At 68.7% G+C, this 26,738-nt stretch carries 22 protein-coding genes, 2 pseudogenes and 1 riboswitch; of the genes and pseudogenes, 12 read left to right on the top strand and 12 right to left on the bottom strand.

What is annotated here, in order from left to right:
• Positions 1-1,660: 1,660 nt before the first annotated feature.
• The 6 genes from ACFVYN_RS34065 to ACFVYN_RS34040 form a co-directional block, all read right to left on the bottom strand.
• Positions 1,661-2,089 (bottom strand): hypothetical protein, encoded by a 429-nt coding sequence (locus tag ACFVYN_RS34065; protein ID WP_390005724.1) that lies wholly within the window; start codon positions 2,087-2,089, stop codon positions 1,661-1,663.
• A 41-nt stretch (positions 2,090-2,130) separates the two neighbouring features.
• Positions 2,131-2,409: a hypothetical protein gene (locus ACFVYN_RS34060; protein ID WP_390005723.1), complete on the bottom strand. Its 279-nt coding sequence runs from the start codon at positions 2,407-2,409 to the stop codon at positions 2,131-2,133.
• A 30-nt stretch (positions 2,410-2,439) separates the two neighbouring features.
• Positions 2,440-4,239 (bottom strand): carboxypeptidase regulatory-like domain-containing protein, encoded by a 1,800-nt coding sequence (locus tag ACFVYN_RS34055; RefSeq protein ID WP_390005721.1) that lies wholly within the window; start codon positions 4,237-4,239, stop codon positions 2,440-2,442.
• 107 nt (positions 4,240-4,346) lie between these two features.
• Positions 4,347-5,726, bottom strand: coding sequence for a S8 family serine peptidase (locus ACFVYN_RS34050; RefSeq protein WP_390005719.1), 1,380 nt, complete (start codon positions 5,724-5,726; stop codon positions 4,347-4,349).
• A 143-nt stretch (positions 5,727-5,869) separates the two neighbouring features.
• On the bottom strand, positions 5,870-6,976 hold the full coding sequence (locus ACFVYN_RS34045; RefSeq protein ID WP_390005718.1) for a M4 family metallopeptidase: 1,107 nt from the start codon (positions 6,974-6,976) through the stop codon (positions 5,870-5,872).
• Between the two features lie 9 nt (positions 6,977-6,985).
• Entirely contained in the window at positions 6,986-7,651 is a 666-nt protein-coding gene (locus ACFVYN_RS34040; RefSeq protein WP_390005717.1) for a hypothetical protein, read from the bottom strand.
• A 257-nt stretch (positions 7,652-7,908) separates the two neighbouring features.
• On the opposite strand from ACFVYN_RS34040, the pseudogene ACFVYN_RS34035 reads away from it, so the two are divergent.
• The 4 genes and pseudogenes from ACFVYN_RS34035 to ACFVYN_RS34020 all read left to right on the top strand — a co-directional run.
• Positions 7,909-8,151 (top strand): annotated as a pseudogene (locus tag ACFVYN_RS34035) (acyl-CoA dehydrogenase family protein); the annotation flags it as partial.
• On the top strand, positions 8,148-9,041 hold the full coding sequence (locus tag ACFVYN_RS34030) for a 3-hydroxybutyryl-CoA dehydrogenase (RefSeq protein ID WP_390005715.1): 894 nt from the start codon (positions 8,148-8,150) through the stop codon (positions 9,039-9,041). The pseudogene ACFVYN_RS34035 and the gene ACFVYN_RS34030, both read left to right, overlap by 4 nt.
• A gap of 3 nt (positions 9,042-9,044) precedes the next feature.
• Positions 9,045-10,133, top strand: a complete 1,089-nt coding sequence (locus ACFVYN_RS34025; protein WP_390005714.1) for an S-(hydroxymethyl)mycothiol dehydrogenase — start codon at positions 9,045-9,047, stop codon at positions 10,131-10,133.
• Positions 10,130-10,762, top strand: a complete 633-nt coding sequence (locus tag ACFVYN_RS34020) for an MBL fold metallo-hydrolase (protein WP_390005713.1) — start codon at positions 10,130-10,132, stop codon at positions 10,760-10,762. The genes ACFVYN_RS34025 and ACFVYN_RS34020 overlap by 4 nt, the downstream gene beginning before the upstream one ends.
• 282 nt (positions 10,763-11,044) lie before the next feature.
• Here the strand turns inward: ACFVYN_RS34020 and ACFVYN_RS34015 are convergent.
• The 6 genes and pseudogenes from ACFVYN_RS34015 to gcvT form a co-directional block, all read right to left on the bottom strand.
• A pseudogene (locus ACFVYN_RS34015) lies at positions 11,045-11,851 on the bottom strand (nucleotidyl transferase AbiEii/AbiGii toxin family protein).
• Between the two features lie 92 nt (positions 11,852-11,943).
• Positions 11,944-12,558: a hypothetical protein gene (locus ACFVYN_RS34010; protein ID WP_390005711.1), complete on the bottom strand. Its 615-nt coding sequence runs from the start codon at positions 12,556-12,558 to the stop codon at positions 11,944-11,946.
• A 261-nt stretch (positions 12,559-12,819) separates the two neighbouring features.
• The gene (locus ACFVYN_RS34005; protein WP_390005710.1) at positions 12,820-14,187 is read right to left on the bottom strand and encodes an L-serine ammonia-lyase; all 1,368 of its coding nucleotides are present in this window, start codon (positions 14,185-14,187) and stop codon (positions 12,820-12,822) included.
• A gap of 56 nt (positions 14,188-14,243) precedes the next feature.
• Positions 14,244-15,506, bottom strand: coding sequence for a serine hydroxymethyltransferase (gene glyA / locus ACFVYN_RS34000; protein ID WP_390005708.1), 1,263 nt, complete (start codon positions 15,504-15,506; stop codon positions 14,244-14,246).
• Between the two features lie 14 nt (positions 15,507-15,520).
• Positions 15,521-15,898, bottom strand: a complete 378-nt coding sequence (gene gcvH, locus ACFVYN_RS33995; RefSeq protein ID WP_031058756.1) for a glycine cleavage system protein GcvH — start codon at positions 15,896-15,898, stop codon at positions 15,521-15,523.
• Between the two features lie 124 nt (positions 15,899-16,022).
• Positions 16,023-17,141 (bottom strand): glycine cleavage system aminomethyltransferase GcvT, encoded by a 1,119-nt coding sequence (gene gcvT / locus ACFVYN_RS33990; protein WP_390005707.1) that lies wholly within the window; start codon positions 17,139-17,141, stop codon positions 16,023-16,025.
• A gap of 163 nt (positions 17,142-17,304) precedes the next feature.
• A riboswitch (glycine riboswitch) is annotated at positions 17,305-17,402 on the bottom strand.
• Between the two features lie 182 nt (positions 17,403-17,584).
• Here gcvT and ACFVYN_RS33985 point away from each other — a divergent pair.
• The 8 genes from ACFVYN_RS33985 (at position 17,585) to ACFVYN_RS33950 (ending at position 26,692) form a co-directional block, all read left to right on the top strand.
• Positions 17,585-18,253, top strand: a complete 669-nt coding sequence (locus ACFVYN_RS33985) for an AAA family ATPase (RefSeq protein WP_390005705.1) — start codon at positions 17,585-17,587, stop codon at positions 18,251-18,253.
• Positions 18,254-18,346: 93 nt separating this feature from the next.
• Positions 18,347-19,144 (top strand): enhanced serine sensitivity protein SseB, encoded by a 798-nt coding sequence (locus ACFVYN_RS33980; protein WP_390005704.1) that lies wholly within the window; start codon positions 18,347-18,349, stop codon positions 19,142-19,144.
• Positions 19,145-19,311: 167 nt separating this feature from the next.
• Complete coding sequence (locus tag ACFVYN_RS33975; protein WP_390005749.1) at positions 19,312-20,067, top strand: enhanced serine sensitivity protein SseB C-terminal domain-containing protein; 756 nt, start codon at positions 19,312-19,314, stop codon at positions 20,065-20,067.
• A gap of 337 nt (positions 20,068-20,404) precedes the next feature.
• Positions 20,405-21,409 carry an ABC transporter permease gene (locus ACFVYN_RS33970; RefSeq protein WP_390005703.1) on the top strand — a complete coding sequence of 335 codons (1,005 nt, stop codon included), beginning with the start codon at positions 20,405-20,407 and terminating at the stop codon, positions 21,407-21,409.
• 68 nt (positions 21,410-21,477) lie between these two features.
• Positions 21,478-23,271, top strand: a complete 1,794-nt coding sequence (locus ACFVYN_RS33965) for an ABC transporter substrate-binding protein (RefSeq protein WP_390005702.1) — start codon at positions 21,478-21,480, stop codon at positions 23,269-23,271.
• Positions 23,272-23,379: 108 nt separating this feature from the next.
• Positions 23,380-24,378 (top strand): ABC transporter permease, encoded by a 999-nt coding sequence (locus tag ACFVYN_RS33960; protein ID WP_390005700.1) that lies wholly within the window; start codon positions 23,380-23,382, stop codon positions 24,376-24,378.
• Positions 24,375-25,472, top strand: a complete 1,098-nt coding sequence (locus ACFVYN_RS33955) for an ABC transporter ATP-binding protein (protein WP_390005698.1) — start codon at positions 24,375-24,377, stop codon at positions 25,470-25,472. The genes ACFVYN_RS33960 and ACFVYN_RS33955 overlap by 4 nt, the downstream gene beginning before the upstream one ends.
• A gap of 62 nt (positions 25,473-25,534) precedes the next feature.
• The gene (locus ACFVYN_RS33950; RefSeq protein WP_390005747.1) at positions 25,535-26,692 is read left to right on the top strand and encodes an ABC transporter ATP-binding protein; all 1,158 of its coding nucleotides are present in this window, start codon (positions 25,535-25,537) and stop codon (positions 26,690-26,692) included.
• Positions 26,693-26,738 lie beyond the last annotated feature (46 nt).

Below are 26,738 nucleotides of genomic sequence, written 5' to 3'. Positions count from 1 at the left end.
GAACCCGGTTCGACCGCTATGAACTCGTCGTCGCCGACGGGACGTACGACCTGGTGGTGCCGAAGCGGGACGGGGAGCTGATACGGCACGTGCCGCACTCGACAGAGCCCTGACCGACGCCGCAGCACCGTCCAGCAGTTCTCCGTCACGGTCACCGGTCGCGCGGAGATCCGGACCACCATCGAACCGGAACGGGCCGCCGCAGGCACCCAGGGGCGCGGGGAACTGCGCACAACGCCCGCCCCCACCGAACCCGCACAAGCCGCCGCAGGCATAAGAACCACACCCCCGCACAGGACGGCACCTGGTCCCTGGCCCTCAGCACTCGATGATGTTCACCGCCAGCCCGCCCCGGGCCGTCTCCTTGTACTTCACGGACTTCGTCGGCCCCTGCACTCGTCATGCGTAGGTCTCGGGTTCGAATCCCGAAGGCGGCTCTGAGGAACCCCAGGACTCACTCGCCGTGACCTGGGGTTTCTTGTTTCCGTTGACCTTGGAATCCGGGCCAATCGGACACATGCAGTCTACGCATCGTAATGCGTAGGTCCAAGGTGCAGCTTCTGTAGTGTTGTCCAAGGGACTGGCCCCTGAGCTGGGCTTTTGTGGTCACGGCGGCGTTGGCTGATGAGCTGTCAAGGATCAGGTGCGGCCCATGTGCGGCCATGCGTGCAGCGACAGTGCTGGGACGGCCTTCAGGAGCCATCTTTCTGGGCTCAGTGCAAACGGATGTCTTGTAGGTAATCGACAACCAGGCCGAGAGCCGAATCCCGCCAAGCAGGCGCCGTGGCCGACAGTAAATCGCCGGTCTGGGTGCGGCAGTCGCCGTGCCCGGGTTGAGACGACACGCGGCATTGCATCTGGACGGGCAGAGGCGGTCTCCGTTCACGGCGTGCGGGCTCTGTCTCGGCCGTGGGGTTGGTGGGTTCGCATGTTGAGGAGTCGCGTATTCGTCAGCAGCCTGACACGCCTGACACGCCTGACACGGTGAGTCCGGCGGCTGGCTCGATCTGTCCGCCGGGGAGTGCCAGCCGGCGTTCACCGACGAGTTGGGAACTGGGGCCGAGGGTCGAGGACGAGGAAGTGGACGTTCCCGAGCGATGGCTGTAGATGCCGGCGCACAGTTCCCGGGCTGGCTACCGGGGCATGGAGCTGCTTATCGACGGGCTCGGTGACGTGACCCTCGCCGACCTGTTGCGAAGCGCCATCGGCGGGCGGAGCGCCTTCTGGCGCTTCAAAGACGTTCGTGCCTGTGACGAACGCGCCTGGCGCCGATACCAACGGCTCCGCGACGAGCGGCAGCGTCGCCGGGCCCGAGCCTGGCCGGCGGGGAAGGCTGCTGCCGAGTCTTCCCTGTACCGCACATAGAAGAGCTACATCAACCCTACGTGTGTCGTGGTTATGGAAGAATGCTGTTCGCCATGCCTCCCTGACCTCGTACTACAGCCGCAGATCTTGATCCGTCGGTCAGAACCGGTCAGGCTCGGTCACCAAGGCGGCAGCCGAGCCTGACCGGGCCCCTGCGCCATGGAGCCGGGCGGGCGGCGGAGCGCGAAACGGTCAGCTCCGATCACGCAGGGGAGATCTGTGGTTGTAGTACACAGTTTGAAGCGGCGGGGACTGGAAACGGAGCATCAGCCATTGCGCCAGTCCCCGACCCTACTTAGCGCCGCGCCTGCATGCAGCTCTCGAGATGGGCGATGAGGTCGCTGGCCGGGCCCAGGTCCGTACTGCCGTCGGTGACCAGGGTGTCGCCGTCGTGCTGCAGGCGGTATTCGAAGCGGTCCCGGGCGTTCTCGGCGACGCTGCGGGACGGCAGCTCGCCGAAGTCCACCGCGTCGAGCAGGGAGTCGAGTTTCTTCCTCTCGGCCGGTGTCAGGGCATCTGTCTGCTCGCGGCCGCCCTTGCGGTCGGTGAGGAAAACCTCATCGCCGGGGCCGACCTCGATGCCGTGCCGGACTCCGGCGAAGCCGCCGCTGACTGTGAGGCTTACTCCGTCGGCGGCGGCTCGGGGTGCGGACAGTTCGCTGCAGCCGGTCAGCAGGAGTGCACCGGCAAGGAGGGCGAGCAGCAGCCTCGTTCGCGTGGTCATGTTTGCCTTCCCTGAGTCTGGCAACAGCGTACTGACGAGCATCAGTGCCGGAAAATGATCGCAAGGTTGTTCTCCAACACCCGTCGGCCGTACGACCAGCCGAAGCCGATGGTGTCGTCCGGTGCTTCGATACCGATGGAGGCGTAGTCGCCGAGGGCGGCCTCCTCCCCTTCCAGATCGCGGTAGTGGTAGACGATGGTGCCGTCCTTGTGGAGCACTGCCTGCACGGTGATGCGTTCGGACCCGGCGAAGAAGCCCGAGTTGCGCCACTCGACGACGAACTTCTGCGCGGCGCCCTCTCCCACGGTCCCGGTCCACACCGAGCCGTCCTGGTCGAGCTCCAGATCGTCTCAGAAGGCGTAGATGCCGCCGTCCGGCGCGCCTTTGTCGGGCAGGGGCCTGTTCGCCCAGCCTGCCGCCCAGTAGTCGAAGGTCAGTACCCCGTTGGTGGAGATCGTGGCCTGGTTCTGGGTGGTGCCGTAGAACGGGAAGGAGAACGGCAGTTGTACCTCTGCGGCCTCCTCGTCGCCGGTGAGCGCCAGCTTGGTGGTCACCGGCAATGCGGTGCCGGTGGACGTGGTGCAGGTGTAGCCGCCGCCGTCCTTGCGCTGCCCGAGCTGGAAGTCGAGCTGCTCCTCGCCGTCCACGGCCTCGGTACGGATGCCGGTCTCGTGGCAGCCGTCCGCCTGCACGGTGACGGTGAGTTCGCCGGGCGGCAGGGCCGCGATGCGGTACGTACCGTCGGTGCCGGTGCGCAACATGCGCTCCGCCACCCCGCTGGTAGTGATCTCGGCGTCGGCGACCGCGCGGCCCAGGTAGTCGGTGACCTTGCCCGCCACCGCGTTGCGGTCGAGAACCAGGTCGAGCGTGCCCTGCGGCTGCTGCACGGTAAGCGAGGCGTCGCCGGTGACCGGGGCGTAGTCGGCGGCGGTGGCGACCATGCGGTGGCTGCCGTAGGGCAGACGCAGGGTGTAGTGGCCGTCCGAGCCGGTGGTGGTGCGCGGCTGCGGCCCGTCCTCCCGCTCGGCGTACACGGTGATGCCCGCCATCGGCTGGCCGCTGTCCAAATCGGTGACCCGGCCCCGTAGGACCGCGGGCACGTCAGCGCGGAACGCGGTGCCCGAACGCAGCCACGGCTTGTTGTAGTTGAGCGGGACGGCGACGGTGCCGTTCGCGTTCTCCATGCCCGCGGTGGCCGAGGCACCGCGGGCGGCGTCGGTGTCGCCGAGCTCGATGTACTCGAACGTCACCGAGCCGCTCTCGTACAGCACTGCTTGTACGGTGATGCGCTCCTGGGTGTCGTAGATCAGCGCGTTGCGCCATTCGACGGCGAAGCGCCGGTCGGGTGCGGCGCCGTCGGTGCCGGTGCGGATCTCGGCGGAGGCGTCGATCACCAGGTCGTCCCAGAACGGCAGCACCGCGGCGTTCGGCTGACCGCCGTGCGGCAGCGCCGCGTTGATCGGCATGGTGCTGCCCGCTGTAAAGCTGAGGAAGCCGTTGGTGCCGACGAAGGCGCTCTCGTACGCTCCTTGGTAGAAGGGAAAGCGGAAGGGCAGCGCCGTCTCGCCGAAGGTGTCGTCTCCGGTGACCTGCAGCACCCGGGTGGTGGTCACCGGATTGGGCGTGGTGCCATAGCAGGACTGTCCGAAGGCGTCGAGGCGCGACGGAGGCACCAGGTCGACGCTCTTGTCGGCGCCCGCCACGGTGACTTCGTTGGTGGAGCCCAGGGTGCAGCCGGCCGCACTGCCGCTGATGCTGTACGTACCGGCGGGCACCCCGGTGATCCGGAAGCGGCCCTGGCCGTCACTGGTCGCGGTGGCCAGCGGCGTGTCGTGCAGCCGTACGCCGCTGCCGACGACCGGGGTGCCACTGCTGTCCAGCACCCGGCCGATGACGGCGTGCGTGGGGCTCGGCGTCAGCTGCAGCGCGACGTCTGTGACGGCGCCCTGGGTAAGGGTGAACTCCCGGTCGCCCTCCAAGAGGGCGAAGGCGCTGGAGGAGACCCGGTAGCTGCCAACGGGCAGTACAAGCCTGGTGTGGCCGTCGCTGCCGGTGGTGGTGACGCGGGTACGCCCGGAGTCGCCTGTGACGGTGACCCGCGCGCCGGTGACGGCCGCGCCGTCGTCGCCGCGGGTGACGGTCAGGTTCATCGTGCCCGTGGGGTCCTTGGGCGCGGCGGCCAGAGCGGCCGGGACGTCGAGCCGGCCCTGGCCCCAGACGCCGTTGTCCTCGACGTCACCGCCGCAGGTGGTGTCGTTCAGGCGGCGGAAGCATCGAGCACGTCACGGGTGGCTTTGACGTCGCCGAAGAGCTGCGGGGAGTACGACCACAGCACGGCGACCGCACCGGCCAGATGAGGTGCGGCCATCGAGGTGCCCCTGAGGCTGATGTAGCCGCCGCCGGAGGCCGAGGAAAGGATCGCCACCCCGGGCGCCGCGATGTCGGGGCGGGCCACGGTGTCGGCCGAACCGCGGCTGGAGAAGCTCGCGATGGCGTGATCGGCGTCGTAAGCGGCGACCGCGTAGGAGGTCGGGTAGTCAGCGGGTGAGCCCATGGATTCGCAGGACGGGCCGGAGTTGCCCGCGGCGAAGACGGGGAAGATGCCCACTTCCGTCCAGCGCTGGACTATCTCCTCGTAGAACGGGTCGTAGCTGCTGGCGCCCCACGAGTTGTTCACGACGTTCGGTGCCATCTCGGGCCGCGGCTTCTCCCCCGCGAGGTTGGTGGGTGCGATCACCCACTGGCCGGAGGCGAGCAGCGACTTGGTGGAACAGGTGTTGTTCTCGCAGCCCTTGGCCGCGATCCAGGTGGCGCCGGGAGCCACTCCGACCTGGTGCGGACCGCCGCCCGCCGCGGTGCCGGTGGTGTGTGTGCCGTGACCGTTGTTGTCGCATGGCTGCAGCGAGGGGCGGGCGCAGACGGCCGCGGGGTCGTACCAGTTGTAGTCGTGGTCGTACGTGCCGTCGCCGCGGGCCCCGCGGTAGTTGCCTGCCAGTGCCTCGTGCTCGAAGTTGACGCCGGTGTCGATGGACGCGACGACCACGCCCTGACCACGGGCGCCGCTGTCCGCCCACGCCTTGGGGGCGCCGATGTCGGTGACGCCCCAGGCGGACTCGTCCTCCGCGACCTTCGCGGCAGGAGCGTTCTTCGCGTCGTTCGCGTCGAGCAGGCGGATGTCGGGGATCTGGCGGATGGCGCGTACGGAGTCCAGCGCGGCGATGCGTTGGGCGAGCTTGGCATCGCCGCGCGCCACCCGTACGGCATTGACGATCCAGAAGCTGTCGTGGGCGGTGCCGGCCTCGGTCAGCAGCGCCTTCAGATCGTGCTGGCTGTGCTCGGCGGTGCGGACGAGCTCGGCGCGTCCCTTGGCGGTGCGCTTGGCGTGGTCCTTGAGGGTGCCGAGGTGGGAGAGGTCGGCGTGCTCGGTGAGGAGTACGTAGAACTCGGCGGGGCCCTTATGCAGCTTCGTAAGCAACTCGTGGTCGATCTTGTCGGCCGGGACGGCGGAATCCGCGGCCGCCGCGGACGTGGAGATCAGGCCCGCGAACAGCGCCAGGACGAGGACGAGGAGCGGGAAGATGCGAACAGAGTGCGGCGAGGCCGGTCCGCCACGGCGGGCAGGAGCGGAATCCGACATGGGCAATCTCCTATCGGTACGCGCGGTGCGTATGGCTGGTGCGATGCGGGTGGCCTGCCGGAGGCAAGGGGGGCAGCACGAGCCGCCGCCGAGCCCGTCATGGGCCCGGCGGCAGGTCGTAGTGGCTGCTCGTAGCGGGGCTGTTACCAGCCCGGAATCTGCTCGACCTGCTCGTTCAGCAGATCCAGCGCCTGGTCGGCGGGCAGCCCGGCGACGGACTCGTACTCCGGAGCCTGCCAGCGGACATCGATGGACTGGGCGAGTGCTCCACCGCCCTCGCGGGCGAGGTCGGCGCGGGAGACACCATCGAAGAAGTGATCGACGGCGTCGATGTCCGCCGGCGTCACGAGCGGCGCCGCACCTTGGCCGTCCCCGTTGGCGAACTCGATGAGCGGCTGGAGCCGCATGATCACCTCGCCGAACTCCTGGGAGAGCGCCTGGTTCTCCTCCAGAATCGGGTTCAGCAGCGGGCTGTCCTTGTTGTAGAGCTGGACGTAGTAGGCCGCTGCGGGTGAGATCTCTGGAAGCAGGTCGCGCGCCTGGTACAGGGTGGCGCGGATGTCGGCCTCGTCCGGTCCGCCGGCCGGGTAGTCGACCGTGGGCAGCTGACTGCCGGACGCACAGGTGCAGTTGGACGAGCTGTCCGCACCCGGCGTGTCGGTCTCGACGCCCACCGAGGTCCAGGAGCCGCCGATGGTGGCCGCCTCCCACGACGCTTTGCCGTACAGTCGCCATGCCGTGGCGATGGTGGCGTTACGGGCGTCGGCGAAGGTGGAGTCGGGGAAGAGCATGTCGGTCAGTGCGGTGTAGAAGACCTTCTCGGCCTTGCCGTCGGCCAGATGCGCCGAGTTGTACGCCAGGTAGAACGCGTGGTTGGGGATACCGCTGTTGATGTGTACCCCGCCGCCGTCGTAACAGGGCGTCTCGTAGTCGCGCATGTGGGCCGGCTGGTCGTACTTCGACGGATCCTTCATGCTGCGGATCGCACCGCCCGGCAGGTCGCTGCCCATCAGCCAGTCGATGCTGTTGCGGTAGTCGAGTTCGGTCATCTCGCCGAAGATGTCCGAGTAGCTCTCGTTGAGCGCGCCGGACTGGTCCTTGTAGACCAGGCCGCCGGCGTGCTCGGTGACGGCGTGGGTCAGTTCGTGCGCGGTCACGTCCAGGACGGTGAAACCCGTACCGAACACCATCTTCTGGCCATCCCAGTAGGCGTTCTCGTAGTCCTTGCCGTACCGCACGCCGCTGACCAAGGTCGCACCCTAGTTGTCGTAACTGTCCTGGCCGTAGTGGTTCATGAAGTACTTGTACGTGGCGCCCGTGTAGTCGTACGCCTGGTTGACGTCCAGGGTGCCGGAGAGCTGGCCGCCTTCCACCCGGCTGGGCTGTGCGGGCAGAGTGTCGTCCTCGGAGTGGACGTAGTCGTAGACCCTGCGGTTCTGCTCGTACCGGTGCCGGTTCTCCACGTCGAGGATGCCGCGGCCGGTGCGGGCGTCCACGTAGTACTCGTTGGACACGCCGTGCTTGTCGTCCAGCAGCCAGACCCGCCAAACCAGTTGCGAACCGTTGTCGGCCTCGGTCGCGCCGGGGCGCAGGAGCAGCTGGGGCTTCTCGGCGGGGCGGCCCTGGGGCAGTGCCCGGCGGGCCTCGGTGACCGCTTCGTCAGCGGTGAGTGACGGCTTTGTGGGCGCGTTCTCCAGGCCGGGGCGGTAGGAGTTGGTGACTGCCCAGACCTCCTTGCCGGTGGGGTCGAGGTGGACTCCTACCCGGCCGTTCTGTACTGGCACGCCGTCCACGGCCTGCTCGTACCAGAGATCGAGTTCGGGGGCGGTGGTGTCGGCCATGCCCTTGGACAAGGGCGCCGGTGCTTGTGCGGCACGCTTCTTGTCGGGGCGCAGGAACTTGGACGGGTCGCTGTCGAATAGCAAGGCCTGGCGGCGATGGCCCGCACCGCCCGACGTACGTCCTCACGCTAGGCGAGGACGGTCGCGGCCGGGCCGAAGGGTTCGACCTCGTGGGGCGCGGCAGCGTCCGGGTCGGCGGAGACGAGCAGGGTGTCCAGGAAGCGCATGCCTCCGCCACCGGCGTCCAGTTGACGCCGGCCGGTTCATGACCGGCCTGGCTGTAGGGCGAGCGGCGAGGCTGCCCCGGCCGCGGGCCAGCAGATCCGTGGCGTGGGCGGTGTCGCGGGGACGACCGCGGGCTGCGCCCCGAACAGGTCAGCTTCGGCAAGCTCAACAACACCCGCGCGGCGCTGGAGATCTGCCGTACGGCCCGCACCATCATGGGCGCGAACGGCATCTCGCTGGAGTACCCGGTGATCCGGCATGCCAACAACCTGGAGTCGATCCTCACTTACGAGGGCACCGCCGAGATGCACACGCTGATGATCGGCCAGGCGCTGACGGGGCAGGCGGCCTTCCGGTGAGCGGCGGGCCAGGCGCGGACGTGCGCCGGGTCGGCGTCGTCGGCTGCGGTCTGATGGGCGCGGGCATCGCCGAGGTCTGCGCCCGAGCCGGGCTGGACGTCGTGGTGCACGAGGTGAACGAGGAGGCGGCGAAGGCCGGTCGGTCCCGGATCACCTCCTCACTCGACCGGGGTGTACGGCGCGGCAAGCTCACCGGCGAGGTACGCGACACCGCGCTCGCCCGACTGCGGGTCACCTCGGACCTTTTGGACCTGTCCGACCGCGACCTGGTGGTGGAGGCGGCGACGGAGAACGAGGCGGTGAAGCTCGACCTGTTCGCCGCCCTCGACCGCATCGTCGTACGAGAGGACGCGCTGCTCGCCTCGAACACCTCCTCGCTGCCCATCATGAAGCTGGGCATGGCCACCACACGGCCGCACCAGGTGATCGGTGTGCACTTCTTCAATCCGGTCCCGGTCCTCGGCCTCGTGGAGATCGTGCCCTCCCTTCTGACAGCTCCTCAGACCCAGGATCGGGCAGAGGAGTTCGTGACCGGCACCCTCGCCAAGCAGGTGATCCGCTCCCAGGACCGGGCGGGCTTCGTGGTGAACGCCCTGCTGGTGCCGTACCTGCTCTCCGCGATCCGGATGGTGGAATCCGGGTTCGCCTCCGCGGAGGACATCGACAAGGGCATGGTTCTCGGCTGCGCCCACCCCTTGGGCCCGCTGAGCCTGGCCGACCTGATCGGCCTGGACACCCTCGCGGCCATCGCCGACGCCATGTACGCCGACTTCAAGGAGCCGTTGCACGCCGCGCCCCCACTGCTGTCGCGCATGGTGGAGGCCGGACTGCTCGGCCGGAAGTCGAGGCGCGGCTTCCACGACTACTCGAACACCCAGAAAGGCGGTTGACCCATGGCGCAGGAAGTACGCGGCGTGATCGCACCGGGCAAGGACGAGCCGGTGCGGGTGGACACGATCGTCGTGCCCGATCCGGGACCGGGCGAGGCCGTCGTACGGATCCAGGCCTGCGGGGTCTGTCACACCGACCTGCACTACAAACAGGGCGGCATCAGCGACGACTTCCCCTTTCTGCTCGGGCACGAGGCGGCCGGCGTGGTGGAGTCGGTGGGCGACGGTGTCACCGATGTCGTCCCCGGTGACTTCGTGATCCTCAACTGGCGTGCGGTGTGCGGAACGTGCCGGGCCTGTCTGCGCGGGCGGCCCTGGTACTGCTTCAACACCCACAACGCGAAGCAGAGGATGACCCTGGCCTCGACCGGCCAGGAACTGTCGCCGGCCCTCGGAATCGGCGCCTTCGCCGAGAAGACGCTGGTTGCGGCCGGACAGTGCACCAAGGTCGACGCGGCGGTGGCCCCGCAGGTGGCCGGCCTGCTGGGGTGCGGTGTGATGGCCGGCATCGGCGCCGCGATCAACACCGGCAACGTCGGCCGGGGCGACACGGTCGCGGTGATCGGCTGCGGTGGCGTCGGCGACGCGGCGATCGCCGGGTCGAACCTGGCGGGGGCGGCGAAGATCATCGCCGTGGACATCGACGACCGCAAGCTGGACAAGGCCCGCAGCATGGGAGCCACCCACACGGTCAACTCCCGCAGGACTGACACGGTCGAGGCGATCCGCGAGCTGACCGGCGGCTTCGGCGCCGACGTCGTGATTGAGGCGGTCGGCCGCCCCGAGACGTACCAGCAGGCCTTCTACGCCCGCGACCTCGCCGGAACCGTCGTCCTCGTCGGTGTGCCCGTCCCGGGGGCGAAGCTGGAGCTTCCGCTGTTGGACGTCTTCGGCCGTGGCGGCGCCCTGAAGTCCTCCTGGTACGGCGACTGTCTTCCGAGCCGGGACTTCCCCATGCTGATCGACCTGCACCTGCAGGGACGCCTGGACCTGGCCGCGTTCGTCACCGAGACGATCGAACTCGATGCGGTGGAGAAGGCGTTCGAGCGGATGCACCACGGCGACGTGCTGCGCTCGGTGGTGGTGCTGTGACGACCGCCCGGATCGAACGCCTGGTCACCTCCGGCCGGTTCAGCCTGGACGGCGGCACCTGGAACGTCGACAACAACGTGTGGCTGATCGGCGACGACCACGAGGTGATCGTGATCGACGCCGCGCACGACGCCGACGTCATCACCCAGGCCGTCGGGGACCGACGGCTGACGGCGATCGTGTGCACCCACGCCCACAACGACCACATCGACGCCGCCCCCGCCCTCGCCGACCGCACCGGCGCGCCGGTCTTCCTCCACCTGGACGACCATCTGCTGTGGAAGCACACGCATCCCGACCGGCACCCCGACGGCTACCTCTCCGACGGCCGCCGTCTCACCGTCGCCGGGACAGAACTGACGGTCCTGCACACCCCCGGGCACACTCCAGGCGCCATCTGCCTGTACGCCGAGGAACTGGCCACGGTGTTCACCGGAGACACCCTCTTCCAGGGTGGCCCCGGCGCCACGGGACGGTCGTACTCACACTTCCCGACGATCACCCGCTCGATCCGCGACCGTCTGCTGGCGCTGCCGCCCGAGACCACGGTGCACACCGGACACGGGGAGGACACCACGATCGGCGCTGAGGCGCCACATCTCGACGCGTGGATCGAGCGTGGCCACTGACAGTCGGAGCCGAGCATCACGCCGGTGGACGGTCGCGCAGCGGGGTTCCGTGCGGGGCCTCGACGAGCTGCAGCCGGCCGTCCCCGCAGAAACGCTCCCCACGTTCCGCGAAACCCTGCTCGCCCAGGGCTACCGGCACTGATCACCAGCGACGCGAGGATCGAGCGCAGCGGGGCCGCACGCTGCACGACACGTCACTCGGCAACACGAACGCTCACGGTCTCGTAGTGCGTAGGTCTCGGGTTTGCGTCCCGAAGACTTGGTCGGTCGGCCAGGTCTGGTTCATGACCAGGTCAGGGTCGCTGCATTCCACGTGAGGGTGATGGCGCCGCCATTGAGGAGTGTGTCGGCGAAGGTGGTGACCTGTCGGACGACCTCGGTGAAGCTTTCGGGGTAGCCGGTTGCGGCGGCGCCCTGTCGGCGGCGCCAGGCGGTGTAGGAGTTCTGGCGACGTTCGCCGAGGTCGCTGATGGCGGTGCTGAGGGGTTTCAGGGTGATGCCGCGGTGTACGGCGGTCGCGGTCAGCGCCGTCGTGAGTTCCTGGCCGTCGAGGTCGTTGAGGGTGAGCAGGCGGTAGGGGTCTCCGTAGTCGCGGTCGCGGGTGTTGAGGTCGCCGAGGGAGACGGCGGTGGAGAGTTTTTCGGCGATGACGGTGGCGAGGGGTTAGCCGAGGATCTGGAAGCTTTCCGTCGTGAGCTGCTGTGGGTAGTCGATGATTCGAGGGCCGGGGGTGACAGGGTCGCCGAAGCTGACATCCAACTGGAGCTTGAGCCGGGCCCGGGCGATGGAGGCGGCCATGGACAGACGTACGCCGTGGTACTCGTCCTCCTCGCGGATGGGGACGGTCTTGAGCGTCGCGGGATCGAACGCGACTCCGTCGTCGATCTCGGTGGCGGCGATGACCGCGATCCTGCGGACGATCTCGGTTTCCGTGCCTGGGAACGAGCGGCCGAGGATGTCGATGTCGCGGGTCATTCGACGTGCGCCGAACTGGGCCAGCAGCAGGCCGCCCTTGAGGACGAAGTGTTCGCGGCCAAGAGGCGAAACGGCCAAGCGGTAGAGGAATCGTTCGAGGACGTACTCGACCATGATCTCGTCTGTGGACCGGCTGTTGCGGCGAGCCAGGTTGCGCAGGTCGTTGTAGACGCGGCCGGCTGTGGTGTCTCGCGCGGGGTTGGCCATCAGGCGAGCACTGCCTCTACGGCGGGACGGATGACGGAGAGGGCATCCAACTCACGCGCGATGTGCTGGAGTTCGCCGACCCCGCTGCGTCCGTCTCGGCGCAGGTAGCGGCCGAGCGCCGACAGGGCGAGGGTCTCGCCGACACGGTTGCGGTGGCGCATCGCGTCGACGACGCTCCGGGCTGCGTTGTATACGGGGATGGTCTCTCCCGGGGCTGCTTCGAACCGCTCGACTCCGAGGGCGAAGGTCTTCGAGGCATACTGCGCCACCACGGTCGGCGGGTAGGAAATCGTGGGGCGGCGTGTACCGCGCGGCACGGCGATGTGCACTGCCGCGGGGATGTCGTCGATCAGCTCGTGCAGGGCCAGGGCGGACTCACCACACACGGCAGCGTGAGGAGCCCGCGCGCACACGGCCAGGAGGTCTGAATGTGCGGTCTCCGGGGCGTCTGCCCGCCGGTACACCCCACGGGACAATTCGCCTATCTCCGCCTCCGCCACCAAGGACGCCAGATCACGGGGGGAGAGCAGGGCCTGACGTGCCTGCGCAGTCGTGAACGTGGGGGGCAGGTCGGCCAGCCGCTGCTGCAGGCGCGAGTTCTCCGCAGCACTCATGTATCGAATGGTACCCCTCTGCCAGCCTCAAGGGATCGATTTGATACATCCTGACGACAGTCGGCGGTCAGGGCGGATGGGAAGAGAGATCGCGGATGTCACGAACCTCCAGGTCGGACGCCCATCCCGTGGGATTTCCTGGGGACTTTTCGGGGACTTTCACGTCTGTCCCAGGGACGTTCCGGGGACTTCCCGCCGCGTAGACAGGGAAGGCCCCGACAGCGCCGAAAGAGGCGAACGCGCTGGCCAGGGCCCGTCCCCTCAGCACTCGATGATGTTCACCGCGAGCCCGCCCCGGGCCGTCTCCTTGTACTTCACGCTCATGTCGGCCCCGGTCTCCTTCATCGTCTTGATGACCTTGTCCAGGGACACCTTGTGCGAGCCGTCGCCCCGCAGCGCCATCTTCGCCGCCGTGACCGCCTTCACCGCGGCCATGCCGTTGCGCTCGATGCAGGGGATCTGGACCAGGCCGCCGACCGGGTCGCAGGTCAGGCCCAGGTTGTGCTCCATGCCGATCTCGGCGGCGTTCTCGACCTGTTCGGGGGAGCCGCCGAGGACCTCGGCGAGGGCACCCGCGGCCATCGAGCAGGCCGAGCCGACCTCGCCCTGGCAGCCGACCTCGGCGCCGGAGATGGACGCGTTCTCCTTGAAGAGCATGCCGATCGCGCCGGCGGCGAGCATGAAGCGGACGACACCCTCGTCGTCGGCGCCGGGCACGAAGTTCATGTAGTAGTGGAGCACCGCGGGGATGATGCCGGCCGCGCCGTTGGTCGGGGCGGTCACCACCCGGCCGCCCGCCGCGTTCTCCTCGTTCACCGCCATCGCGTACAGCGTGATCCACTCCATGGAGTGCGCCAACGGGTCGCCCTCGGCGCGCAGTTGGCGTGCGGTGACGGCGGCCCTGCGGCGCACCTTGAGGCCGCCCGGCAGGATGCCCTCACGGGACATGCCCCGGGACACACACGCCCGCATGACCTCCCAGATCTCCAGCAGCCCGGCCCGGATCTCGTCCTCGGTGCGCCAGGCCCGCTCGTTCTCCAGCATCAGGGCGGAGATCGACAGACCGGTCTCCTTCGCCAGCCGCAGCAGCTCGTCGCCGGTGCGGAAGGGGTACTTCAGGACCGTGTCGTCCAGCTTGATCCGGTCCGCGCCCATGGCGTCCTCGTCGACGACGAAACCGCCGCCCACCGAGTAGTACGTCTTCGACATGAGCTCGGCGCCCGAGGCGTCGTACGCCCACACCGTCATGCCGTTCGCGTGGTACGGGAGGGCCTTGCGGCGGTGCAGCACCAGGTCGTCGTCGAAGGAGAACGGGATCTCGCGCTCGCCGAGCAGGTTCAGGACACCGGCGGCCTTGATCTCCGCCACCCGGTCGTCCGCGCCCTCCACGTCCACCGTGCGCGGGGAGGCCCCCTCCAGGCCGAGCAGCACCGCCTTCGGGGTGCCGTGACCGTGGCCGGTCGCGCCCAGGGAGCCGTAGAGCTCGCAGCGCACCGAGGCGACGGAGGGCAGCAGCTCCTCGTTGCGCAGGCGGCGGGCGAACATGCGGGCCGCGCGCATCGGGCCGACCGTGTGGGAGCTGGACGGGCCGATGCCGATCGAGAACAGGTCGAAGACCGAGATGGCCACGGGCACTCCTTCACAAAGGGTGGGGGCACACGTCGTCGGGTGCCCCCACCGTGGAACTACTTGTTCAGACCGGCGTACAGCGGGTGCTTGTCGGCAAGGGCCTTCACCCGGGCCTTGAGCGACTCCACGTCGTACGACGGCTTCAGCGCCGACGCGATGACGTCCGCGACCTCGGCGAAGTCCTCGGCCGTGAAGCCGCGGGTGGCCAGGGCGGGCGTGCCGATCCGCAGCCCCGACGTCACCATCGGCGGGCGCGGGTCGTTCGGGACGGCGTTGCGGTTGACCGTGATGCCGACCTCGTGGAGACGGTCCTCGGCCTGCCGGCCGTCCAGCTCGGACTCGCGCAGGTCGACGAGGATGAGGTGGACGTCGGTGCCGCCGGAGAGCACGTCGATCCCGGCCTCCCGGGCGTCGTCGGCCGTCAGACGCTCGGCGAGGATGCGCGCACCGTCCACCGTACGCCGCTGGCGCTCCTTGAACTCCTCCGAGGCGGCGACCTTGAAGGACACCGCCTTCGCCGCGATCACATGCTCCAGGGGGCCGCCCTGGAAGCCCGGGAAGACGGAGGAGTTCAGCTTCTTCGCGAACTCCTTCTTCGCGAGGATGATCCCGCCGCGCGGTCCGCCGAGCGTCTTGTGGGTGGTGGAGGTGACCACGTCCGCGTACTCGACGGGGTTCGGGTGCAGCCCGGCCGCGACCAGGCCGGCGAAGTGGGCCATGTCGACCCACAGGTACGCCTCGACCTCGTCGGCGATCCGGCGGAACTCCGCGAAGTCCAGCTGCCGCGGGTACGCCGACCAGCCCGCGATGATCACCTTGGGCCGGTGCTCCTTGGCCAGCTTCTCCAGCTCGGCCATGTCGACGAGGCCCGACTCGTCCACGTGGTAGGCGACGACGTTGAACTGCTTGCCGGAGAAGTTCAGCCGCATGCCGTGGGTCAGGTGACCGCCGTGCGCCAGGTCCAGACCCAGGATCGTGTCACCGGGCTGGGCCAGCGCGAACAGGGCGGCCTGGTTCGCGGAGGCACCGGAGTGGGGCTGGACGTTGGCGTACTCGGCGCCGAACAGCTCCTTGACCCGGTCGATCGCGATCTGCTCGGCCACGTCGACGTGCTCGCAGCCGCCGTAGTAGCGGCGGCCCGGGTAGCCCTCGGCGTACTTGTTGGTGAGGACCGAGCCCTGCGCCTCCATGACCGCGAGCGGAGCGAAGTTCTCCGAGGCGATCATCTCGAGGGTGGACTGCTGACGGTCCAGCTCGGCGTCGACCGCGGCGGCGATCTCCGGGTCGAGCTCGTGCAGGGGCGTGTTCAGTGCGGACATCGGGTGCGGACTCCTCAGCCGGCGGAAAAGGCGGTGTACTCGTCGGCGGAGAGCAGGTCGGCCGGCTCCTCCGAGACGCGTACCTTGAACAGCCAGCCGCCCTCGAAGGGGGCGGAGTTCACCAGTGCCGGGTCGCTGACGACGTCCTCGTTGACCTCGGTGACCTCACCGGAGACGGGGGAGTACAGGTCGCTGACCGACTTGGTCGACTCCAGCTCGCCGCAGGTCTCGCCCGCGGTCACCGTGTCACCGACCTCCGGGAGCTGGACGAAGACGACATCGCCGAGCGCGTTGGCCGCGTGCTCCGTGATGCCGACCGTCGAGACGCCGTCCTCGGCGCCCGACAGCCACTCGTGCTCCTTGCTGTAGCGCAGCTGCTGGGGGTTGCTCATGGCCTGAATTCTCCTGTACGCGGGGGAGTGCTGGTGAAGGGGGGACTGCTGAAGGCGTGCGTGAGCAGCGACTGTGTGCCCAGCATCACCTACGGCGGCTGTTTCTGGCGCTTAGGGCCGGCGCCTACTTCTGGCGCTTGTAGAACGGCAGCGCCACGACCTCGTACGGCTCGTGGCTGCCCCGGATGTCCACACCGACACCCGTCGTGCCGGGCGTCGCGTGCGCGGCGTCGACGTACGCCATCGCGATCGGCCTGCCCAGCGTCGGCGAGGGGGCCCCGGAGGTGACCTCGCCGATCACCTCGCCGCCCGCGACGACCGCGTACCCGGCACGCGGGACGCGGCGCCCCTCGGCGACGAGTCCGACGAGGACGCGCGGCGGGTTCTCGGCGGCGCGGGAGGCGGCTGCCTCGAGCGCCTCGCGCCCCACGAAGTCCCCGTCCTTCTCGAACTTCACGACCCGCCCGAGCCCGGCGTCGAAGGGTGTCAGCTCCCGCGAGAGCTCGTGCCCGTACAGCGGCATGCCCGCTTCCAGGCGCAGGGTGTCCCGGCAGGACAGCCCGCAGGGAGTCAGACCGACGCCTTCGCCGGCCTTCGTCAGGGCCTGCCACACCGTCTCGGCATCCGACGGCGCCACGAACAGCTCGAAGCCGTCCTCGCCGGTGTACCCGGTGCGCGCGATCAGCGCCGGGACCCCGGCGACCGTGCCCGGCAGACCGGCGTAGTACTTGAGGCCGTCGAGGTCCGCGTCGGTCAGGGACGCGAGGATCCCCGGCGACTCGGGCCCCTGTACGGCGATCAGCGCGTACGCGTCCCGGTCGTCGCGCACCTCCGCGTCGAAGCCGGCCGCGCGCTCGGTCAGCGCGTCCAGCACGACCTGGGCGTTGGAGGCGTTGGCGACCACCAGGTACTCGGTCTCGCCGAGCCGGTAGACGATCAGGTCGTCGAGGATGCCGCCGTCGGCCTGGCAGATCATCGTGTAGCGGGCCCGGCCGACACCGACCGAGGCGATGTTGCCGACCAGGGCGAAGTTCAGCAGCCCGGCCGCCTGCGGCCCGGTCACGGTGATCTCGCCCATGTGGGAGAGGTCGAAGAGCCCGGCTTTCGTGCGTACCGCGGTGTGCTCGTCGCGCTCGGAGCCGTACCGCAGGGGCATGTCCCAGCCGGCGAAGTCGGTCATCGTCGCACCGAGCGAGCGGTGCAGGGCGTCGAGCGCGGTGAGACGGAGTTCAGAACTGCTCATCGGACGGTCGTCTCCAAGGATCCCAGGACATGGGTGTGACGGGCGAGGTATTCCTCCCCATCTGTCATCGGAACCTGAGAGGTTCGCCCCGACCACAAGTGGCCGGCGGCTTGCACCGTGGGTGGGGCCGCCTTCGAGTCGGCGGCCCGCTTTTCAGATGTGCCTCGCCCGCGCGGTAACGGGGCCTGAGAGATTCAAGGGAGGGACTTGCTCCTTCGGCGCCCGGGTACACGTACCCCGGGACTCTCCCGCGCGGATTCAAGCGGCCGGTATGCAGTTGGCGCGGACATCATTGCACGCATCGGACGCCCACGGCAGGGCCGCCCCGACCCCTCCCTTCTGTAACCGGCTTGTGGCGGTACGCGTACAGAAACCCGGGAGATCATCCATTACCTTCTCTTTACGCTCGGTGGGGAGGGAGACCCCGACCCCGGAGGAGGACGATGACGGTGAACAGGCCCACGGCGTACGCGTCGACCTCGGGACTCGCGCTGCCCGAGCAGCCCGCGGCCCCGGCGGTCGAGACCCTCGGCGCCCGCCCGGTCGTCCGTGACCTGCGCGACCGCGCGGGCCACAGCCCGCACGCCCTGCTCTTCGGCCCTGGGGATGTCGTCGTCATCACCGGCCTGCCCGGCAGCGGCAAGTCCACGCTGATGAGGCGTGCGGTCAGCGGGATCCGGATCGACTCCCAGGACACCCGCGACCGCTGGGACGGCCGGCTGGCCCGCTTACTCCCGTACGCCGTCTACCGCCCCCTGGTCCGGCTCGCGCACTACGCCGCACTGCGCCGCGCCCTGCGCTCCGGCGAGGGGGTTGTGGTGCACGACTGCGGGACGCAGGCGTGGGTGCGGGGCTGGCTGGCCCGCGAGGCGCGGCGCCGGGGCGGCACCCTGCACCTGCTGCTGCTCGACGTCACGGCGGACACCGCGCTCGAGGGCCAGCGCGAGCGCGGCCGGGGGGTCTCGCGGTACGCCTTCCTGCGGCACCGGGGGGCGGCCGCCCGGCTGATCCGCTCCGTGGCGCGCGGCGACCTGCCCCAGGGCTGCGGTTCGGCGGTGCTGATCGACCGGGACGCGGCGGACGTGCTGCGACGGATCGGGTTCACGGGCTGAGACGGGCGGGTTTCCCGGGCCGGGCCACCTTCGTGCCGTACCCGCTAGCCTTTCAGCCACATCAACAGCGGTTCACAGCAGGCGGTCACACAGATGGACTTCCCGGCGGATCTTCCCGCGGACTTTCCAGGGCAGGCGCACCCGCACCACCATCCGCACGGCGGATGGCCCGGCAACGAACTGGAGGAGGTGCTCTCGGCCTCCCTCGGCATGCCCTCGGCGAGCGCCCGGATCATCGAGGTGCTCGGCCGCAGCTTCGTCTGGATCCCCCTGCCGAACGGCGGCGGCCCGCACAGCGGCCCCCTCGACCTGCCCACCCTGGAGATCCAGGGCCAGGCGTTCGTCCCGGTCTTCAGCTCCGAGGAGCAGTTCCGCCAGGTCGTCGGCAGCCATCTGTCGTACACCATCGCCCCGGCGGTCGAGTTCGCCCGCGGTCTGCCCCCGCAGGTGGGCGTCGCGGTGAACCCCGACGGCGTGGTCGGCGTCCCCCTTCCGCCCGCCGCCGTCGCCGAGCTGTGCCGGGTGGGCCGCACCCCGCTGGACGGGCCCAACACCGGCGGCCGGGTCAAGCTGTACGAGCCGGACTGGCAGGACGACCCGGTCGACTTCCTGGCAGCCGCGTCCGCCGAGTTCGCGGCCACGGGCGTGGTCCTGACGGCCCGTCGCTGCCTGGCCGCCATCGAGACCGCCGAGCCGGTCATGTTCGTTGGCGTGGAACTCTCCCAGTGGGAGGGCGACCTGCGCACCCTGCCGATGGACGCCCTCGGCCGGGCCCTGGGGCGGACCCCGGTGCGCTGGCCGGTCAACCTGGTCCTGCTCGACGTGGCGGACGACCCGGTGGGCCACTGGATGCGCGAACGCGTACGGCCCTTCTACCTGCACGGCAACTAGACCTGCCGTCAGGGGCGTCCCACGCGCCCCGCACCGCCGACGGTCGACGAGCCCCGGCCCGGTAGGCGCTTAAGCTGTTCCCATACCTGGGGCAACCTTTGAAGAAGGGGCGGCACAACGTGAGCGGCGCCAGCGGAACCGGCACCACGACCGGCCAGGTCGAGCACATGCTGCGCCAGGTGACGCCCGGGCGCTACGACGCCTACGAGGCATTGCTCAAGGCACTCGCGTCCCCCGGCTCCGGCCAGATCTGGATGCTCCTGTGGCACGGCCAGTCCGGCTCCCCGGACGCCCAGTACGCGAACATGGAGGTCGACGGCTACGGCTACGCCCCCTGTGTGACCTCGGCCCAGGAGCTGAGCGCCAGCGGCTGGAACCGTTCGTACGAAGTGGTCGACGGCATCGACGTGGCCCGCACGCTCTACCCCGACCACTACGGCCTCTGGCTCAACCCGCACGCCCCCGGCGGCGGGGTCGGCATCCCCTGGCTCGACCTGCGCCGCATCGCGACCGGCCTGGAGCGCCAGCCCGCGGGGCCGCTGAGGCTCTCGGAACCCGGCATCGAGATCCCCCAGTTCTACGCCCTGCTCGTGCAGAACGCCCACCGCACCCCGGCGGTCCGCTCGCTGCGCCGCGCCTGGGTGCAGCCGGCGCTCGGGGCGCCGTATCTCGCGATCGGTCTGGACGTGTACGACACCAGCCCCTCGGCCGTGGACTCGGTGCGCGCGATGATGCAGCAGTCCATCGGCGCCGTCCCGGACGGGCTGCCGGTGTCTACCGTGGCGATGTCCGACGAGTACGACCCGGTGGCGCTGTGGATGCGCGCCGGGGCCCGGCCGTTCTACGACCGTGAGGCCCACGGATCCCCCGGTCAGGCACCGGGCGCCGGGTACGGCTACCCGCCGGAGTCGGGCCGGTACTGACCGTACCTGTCAGAGAGTGCCCCGCACGGTACTGGCACAGCACTGATTCTTCACACCGTAGACTTCTCCGCGCGTAGAGCAGAACGGATGGTCACCGCTGGGGATGATCTGCACCGATTGGTGACCGTCCGGCTCTTGTGGCCAGCTGTTCGGATAACGGAATACTCCAGCCCGCATCACGTTTATGCATCCTTTCGCCGCCAAGTCTGGCTACAGATCGCCGAAGCATTGAAGACTCCGGCACCAAGGGGTGGTCTACCCCTGCGTACGACGTGATCACGCCGCTACAGCGGCAAGTGTGGGCCGGTCACCGCCGGTTGAGAGGGGTCCCTGCCAGATGACGGCACCATTGCACGAGCCGACCGCGGAAGCGGCTCCGAGTGCGGCCGAAGAAGCGGCGCTCGCCGCGGGCGAGAAGGCCGTACAGGGGCGTTCCCTGGGGCGGATCGCCTGGGAGCGCCTGAAGCGGGACAAGCTTGCCCTCGCGGGGGGCGCGGTCGTGCTCGTGCTCATCCTGCTCGCCGTGCTCGCGCCGGTGATCACCAATCTGATCGGGCAGGACCCCGACGCCTATCACGAGAACCTCATCGACCCGCTGTTCGGCACCCCCAAGGGGGCGTTGGGCGGTATCAGCGGCGACCACCTGCTGGGTGTCGAGCCGGTCAACGGCCGCGACATCTTCGCCCGCATCCTCTACGGTGCCCGGGTCTCGCTCCTCGTCGGCTTCCTGTCGGCCATGGTCGCAGTGGTCCTCGGCACGGTGCTGGGCATCCTGGCGGGCTTCTTCGGCGGCTGGATCGACTCGCTCGTCAGCCGTGTGATGGACGGTCTGCTCGCCTTTCCCCAACTGCTGTTCACGATCGCCCTGGTCTCCGTCATGCCGAACAACATGCTGGGCCTGAGCGGGTCCAACGTGCGCGTGTTCGTGATGATCCTCGTCATCGGCTTCTTCGGCTGGCCCTACATCGGACGCGTGGTGCGCGGTCAGACGCTCTCGATGCGTGAGCGCGAGTACGTCGAGGCCGCCCGCTCTCTGGGCGCCGGGCGGTTCTACATCCTGTTCAAGGAACTGCTGCCCAACCTGGTTGCGCCGATCGTCGTCTACACGACGATGATGATCCCCACCAACATCCTCACCGAGGCGGCACTCAGCTTCCTGGGCGTGGGCGTCAAGCCGCCCACGTCCTCCTGGGGCCAGATGCTTTCGAGCGCGATCGACTACTACGAGTCGGACCCCATGTACATGGTGGTCCCGGGTGTGGCGATCTTCATCACCGTTCTTGCCTTCAACCTCTTCGGCGACGGTGTGCGGGACGCGCTGGACCCGAAGGGCTCCCGCTGAACTGCCGTATCAAAGCGTCCCGTGGCATCAACACGGGCTCTCTCATCTAAACCGGAGGATCCGAGATCGTGACTACCCAACGCACCTCAGGGCGGCGCAAGCAGGCCTTGGCCGCTGCTGCTGCGGTCGCCGCGCTGCTGACCACAGCTGCGTGCGGCGGCGGCAATGACGACGACGGTGGGTCGAAGAGCGGTGCGGCCGGCTTCGACGCCGCCAACAACAAGGTCGCCCAGGCCTCGCTGGCCAAGAAGGGCGGCACCCTGAAGTTCGGTGGCGCCCAGGACGCCGACTCGTGGGACACCACGCGCGGTTACTACGGCTTCATGTGGAACTTCGCGCGCTACTACAGCCGTCAGCTGGTCACGGGCAAGGCGGAGCCGGGCAAGGCGGGCGCCGAGCTGACGCCGGACCTCGCCACCGGCCTCGCCAAGGTCTCGGACGACGGCAAGACCTACACGTACCAGTTGCGTGACGGGAGCACCTGGGAGGACGGCAAGCCGATCACGTCCAAGGACGTGAAGTACGGCATAGAGCGCGTCTGGGCGCAGGACGTGCTGTCCGGCGGTCCGGTCTATCTCAAGGACATCCTCGACCCCAAGGGCGAGTACAAGGGCCCGTACAAGGACACCTCCAAGGACAAGCTGGGTCTGAAGGCGATCGACACGCCGGACGACAAGACCATCGTCTTCCACCTGCCGAAGGCCAACTCGGACTTCGAAGAGGTGCTGGGCCTGGTCTCGGCCTCCCCGGTCCGCCAGGACATGGACACCAAGTCCAAGTACGGTCTGCACCCGTTCTCCTCCGGCCCGTACAAGTTCCAGGCGTACAGCCCGGGCAAGAACCTGACCCTGGTCCGCAACCCCGAGTGGAAGCAGGCCTCGGACCCGATCCGCAAGGCGTACCCGGACAAGATCACCGTCCAGTTCTTCTCGGACGCCAACCAGCTGGACCAGCGCCTGCTCAACGGTGACCTGGACCTGGACATCAACCAGACCGGTATGTCGCCGCAGGGCCGTACCACCGCTCTGAAGCAGCACAAGGCCAACCTGGACAACCCGGTCTCCGGTTACATCCGCTACGCGGTCTTCCCGCAGAGCGTGAAGCCGTTCGACAACGAGCACTGCCGCAAGGCCGTGATCTACGGTGCCGACCACGAGTCGCTGCAGACCGCCCGCGGTGGACCTGTCGCCGGTGGTGACATCGGCACCAACATGCTGCCGCCGTCCGTCCCGGGCGCCGAGGGCCAGAAGTACGACCCGTACAAGCTCGCCACGGCCAACAAGAACGGCAACGCGGCCGAGGCCAAGAAGGAACTCGCCGCCTGCGGCAAGCCGAACGGCTTCTCCACCACCATCGCCGTCCGTAACAACAAGCCGGTCGAGGTGGCCACCGCCCAGTCCCTGCAGGCGTCGCTGAAGAAGATCGGCGTCAACGCCCAGATCGACCAGTACGACGGTTCGCAGACCACCGGCATCATCGGCAGCCCCGACAACGTCAAGAAGAAGGGCTACGGCATCATCATCATGGGCTGGGGTCCGGACTTCCCGACCGTCCAGGGCTTCGGTCTGCCGCTGTGGGACAGCAAGTACATCCTGCCGAGCGGTAACTCGAACTACGCGTTGATCAAGGACAAGACGATCGACGGCCTGTTCGACCAGTACGTCACCACGCTGGACGACGCCGGCAAGACCAAGACCGCCACGGAGATCAACCACAAGGTCATGGAGGGCGGTTACTACCTGCCCTTCGTCTTCGAGAAGTTCATCAACTGGCGCTCGAGCAACCTCGCGAACGTCTACACCACCAACAACTACAGCGGTATGTACGACTTCGTGAACCTCGGTCTGAAGAACCCGAAGTAATCGGCACACCCGCCATACGGCACGAAAGGCAGGTGAAGGCCGGCGCAGCGTGATCGCGGGTCACCGGACGATCTCCGGTGACCCGCGATCCGCAGCGGGCCGAGAGCTGTGCTCGCTTACCTCATCAGGCGGCTGTTCGCCGCCGCAGTGATGCTCGTGGTCATCATCATGGTGGTCTTCGGCATCTTCTTCCTCGTCCCCAAGTGGGCGGGCGTCGACATCGCCTCGAGCTTCGTGGGCAAGCAGGCCGACCCGGCTGCCGTCGAAGCCGTACGGCAGAAGCTGGGCCTGGGCGACCCGATCTACTCCCAGGTCTGGGAGTTCTTCAAGGGCATCTTCGTCGGTCGCACCTACTCGGGCGGCGGCGACGTCACCCACTGCGCCGCGCCGTGCTTCGGCTACTCGTTCCGCAGCGAACAGGCCGTCTGGCCGGTGCTCACCGACCGCTTCCCGGTGACCCTGGGTCTCGCGCTCGGCGCCGCCGTGCTGTGGCTGGTCTTCGGTGTCGCAGCCGGTGTCCTCTCCGCGCTCAAGCGGGGCACCATCTGGGACCGCGGTGCGATGGTCATCGCCCTGGCGGGCGTCTCCCTCCCCATCTACTTCACCGGTCTGCTCAGCCTGGCGATCTTCGCCTTCGGGCTGAAGTGGATCGACGCGCAGTACGTGCCCCTCGACGAGAGCTTCAGCGGCTGGCTGGGCGGCATGATCCTTCCGTGGATCACCCTCGCGTTCCTGTACGCGGCGATGTACGCGCGGATCACCCGCGCCACCATGATGGAGATCCTCGGCGAGGACTATATCCGCACCGCACGGGCGAAGGGCCTCAAGGAACAGGTCGTCATCGGCAAGCACGCGATGCGCTCCACGATGACGCCCATCCTGACCATGCTGGGCATGGACCTCGGCGCCCTCATCGGCGGCGCCATCCTGACGGAATCGACGTTCAACCTGCCCGGTCTCGGCCGTGCCGTGCTCGACGCCATCCGGAACCAGGACCTGCCCATCATCCTCGGCGTGACCCTGATCACCTCTCTGGCGGTGCTCATCGCCAACCTCGTGGTGGACGTCCTGTACGCCGTGATCGACCCCCGAGTGAGGCTGTCATGACCGAACTCAGCAAGAGCGGAGCGGCGGTGGGCGAGCCCACGAGCGCTTCGCCCGCGCCGACCGCCTTTTTGGAAGTACGCGACCTGAAGGTGCACTTCCCGACCGACGACGGCCTGGTCAAGTCCGTCGACGGGCTCAGCTTCCAGCTCGAGAAGGGCAAGACCCTCGGCATCGTGGGCGAGTCGGGCTCCGGCAAGTCGGTGACCTCGCTCGGCATCATGGGCCTGCACACCGCCGGCCAGTACGGGAAGCGCAAGGCGCAGATCTCCGGCGAGATATGGCTGGACGGCACCGAGCTGCTGTCCGCCGAGCCCGACGACGTGCGCAAGCTGCGCGGTCGCGAGATGTCGATGATCTTCCAGGACCCGCTGTCCGCGCTGCACCCGTATTACACGATCGGGCAGCAGATCGTGGAGGCGTACCGGATCCACCACGACGTGGACAAGAAGACCGCCAGGCGCAGGGCCGTGGAGATGCTGGACCGGGTCGGCATCCCGCAGCCGGACAAGCGGGTGGACAGCCATCCGCACGAGTTCTCCGGCGGTATGCGCCAGCGCGCGATGATCGCGATGGCGCTGGTCAACAACCCCGAACTGCTCATCGCGGACGAGCCGACGACCGCCCTCGACGTGACCGTCCAGGCGCAGATCCTCGACCTGCTCCGGGATCTGCAGAAGGAGTTCGGCTCGGCGATCATCGTCATCACCCACGACCTGGGCGTCGTCGCCGAACTCGCCGACGACATCCTGGTGATGTACGGCGGCCGCTGCGTCGAGCGCGGGCCGGCCGAGAAGGTGTTCTACGAGCCGCGCCACCCCTACACCTGGGGTCTGCTGGGTTCGATGCCGCGTCTCGACCGCGAGCAGCAGGAGCGCCTGATCCCGGTCAAGGGCTCCCCGCCCTCGCTGATCAACATCCCGTCCGGCTGCGCCTTCAACCCGCGCTGCCCGTACGCGGACCTCCCGAAGGACAACGTGACCCGCACGGTCCGCCCGGAGCTGGCCGAGGTCGGCAGCCGGCACTGGGCCGCCTGCCACCTGGGCAACGAGCAGCGGGAGCGGATCTGGACCGAAGAGATTGCGCCGAAGCTGTGAGTGACGAGAAAGCGGTGACGAAACCCGCGCAGAGCGAGAGCAACCCCGTCGGCGGCGAGGTGATGCTGAAGGTCACCGGCCTGCAGAAGCACTTCCCGATCAAGAAGGGGCTGCTCCAGCGGCAGGTCGGCGCGGTGCACGCGGTGGACGGCCTCGACTTCGAGGTGCGGTCCGGCGAGACCCTCGGCGTGGTGGGCGAGTCGGGCTGCGGCAAGTCGACGATGGGCCGGCTGATCACCCGGTTGCTCGAACCGACCGCCGGCAAGGTCGAGTTCCAGGGCCGGGACATCACGCACCTGGGCGTGAGCGGGATGCGTCCACTGCGTCGCGACGTCCAGATGATCTTCCAGGACCCGTACTCCTCGCTGAACCCGCGCCACACCATCGGCACGATCATCGGGGCTCCTTTCAAGCTGCAGGGCGTCGAGCCCGAGGGCGGCGTCAAAAGGGAGGTCCAGCGGCTGCTGTCGGTCGTGGGTCTCAATCCCGAGCACTACAACCGCTATCCGCACGAGTTCTCCGGCGGTCAGCGTCAGCGCATCGGCATCGCCCGCGCGCTCGCGCTCAAGCCGAAGCTCGTGGTGGCGGACGAACCGGTCTCCGCGCTGGACGTGTCGATCCAGGCCCAGGTGGTGAACCTGCTGGACGACCTCCAGGAGGAGCTCGGTCTGACGTACGTGATCATCGCGCACGACCTCTCGGTGGTGCGGCACGTCTCGGACCGGATCGCGGTGATGTACCTCGGCAAGATCGTCGAGCTGGCCGACCGTGAGTCGCTGTACCGGGCGCCCATGCACCCGTACACCAAGGCGCTCATGTCGGCGGTCCCGATACCGGACCCGAGGCGCAGGAACGCCAAGAGCGAGCGCATCCTGCTCAAGGGCGATGTGCCGTCGCCGATCTCCCCGCCGAGCGGCTGCCGTTTCCACACCCGGTGCTGGAAGGCGACGCAGATCTGCACGACGGTCGAGCCGAAGCTCACCGAGCTCAAGCCCGGACAGCAGGTCGCCTGCCACCACCCGGAGAACTTCGAGGACCAGGCCCCGCAGGACACTGTGCTGCTGACGGCCGCCAAGGAGGCGTCCGAACTGGTGGCGGCCGAGGTGCTCGCGGAGTCGGCGCAGACCTCGGCCGCGGTGGCGGCGGAGGTCGCCGAGGCCAGGACTCCGGCGCAGGCCGGGAGTCCGGAGGACCAGGAGACGACCGACAAGCAGAGTTGACCGCTTCTCGATGCGCGACGCGAGAGGACCGGCAAGGGGCGCCCCC

Source organism: Streptomyces sp. NPDC058307, assembly GCF_042880295.1.
Classification (GTDB): Bacteria; Actinomycetota; Actinomycetes; order Streptomycetales; family Streptomycetaceae; genus Streptomyces.
The sequence above is the reverse complement of the archived record's forward strand: the minus strand, read 5'-3'. Positions and strand labels throughout refer to the sequence as shown.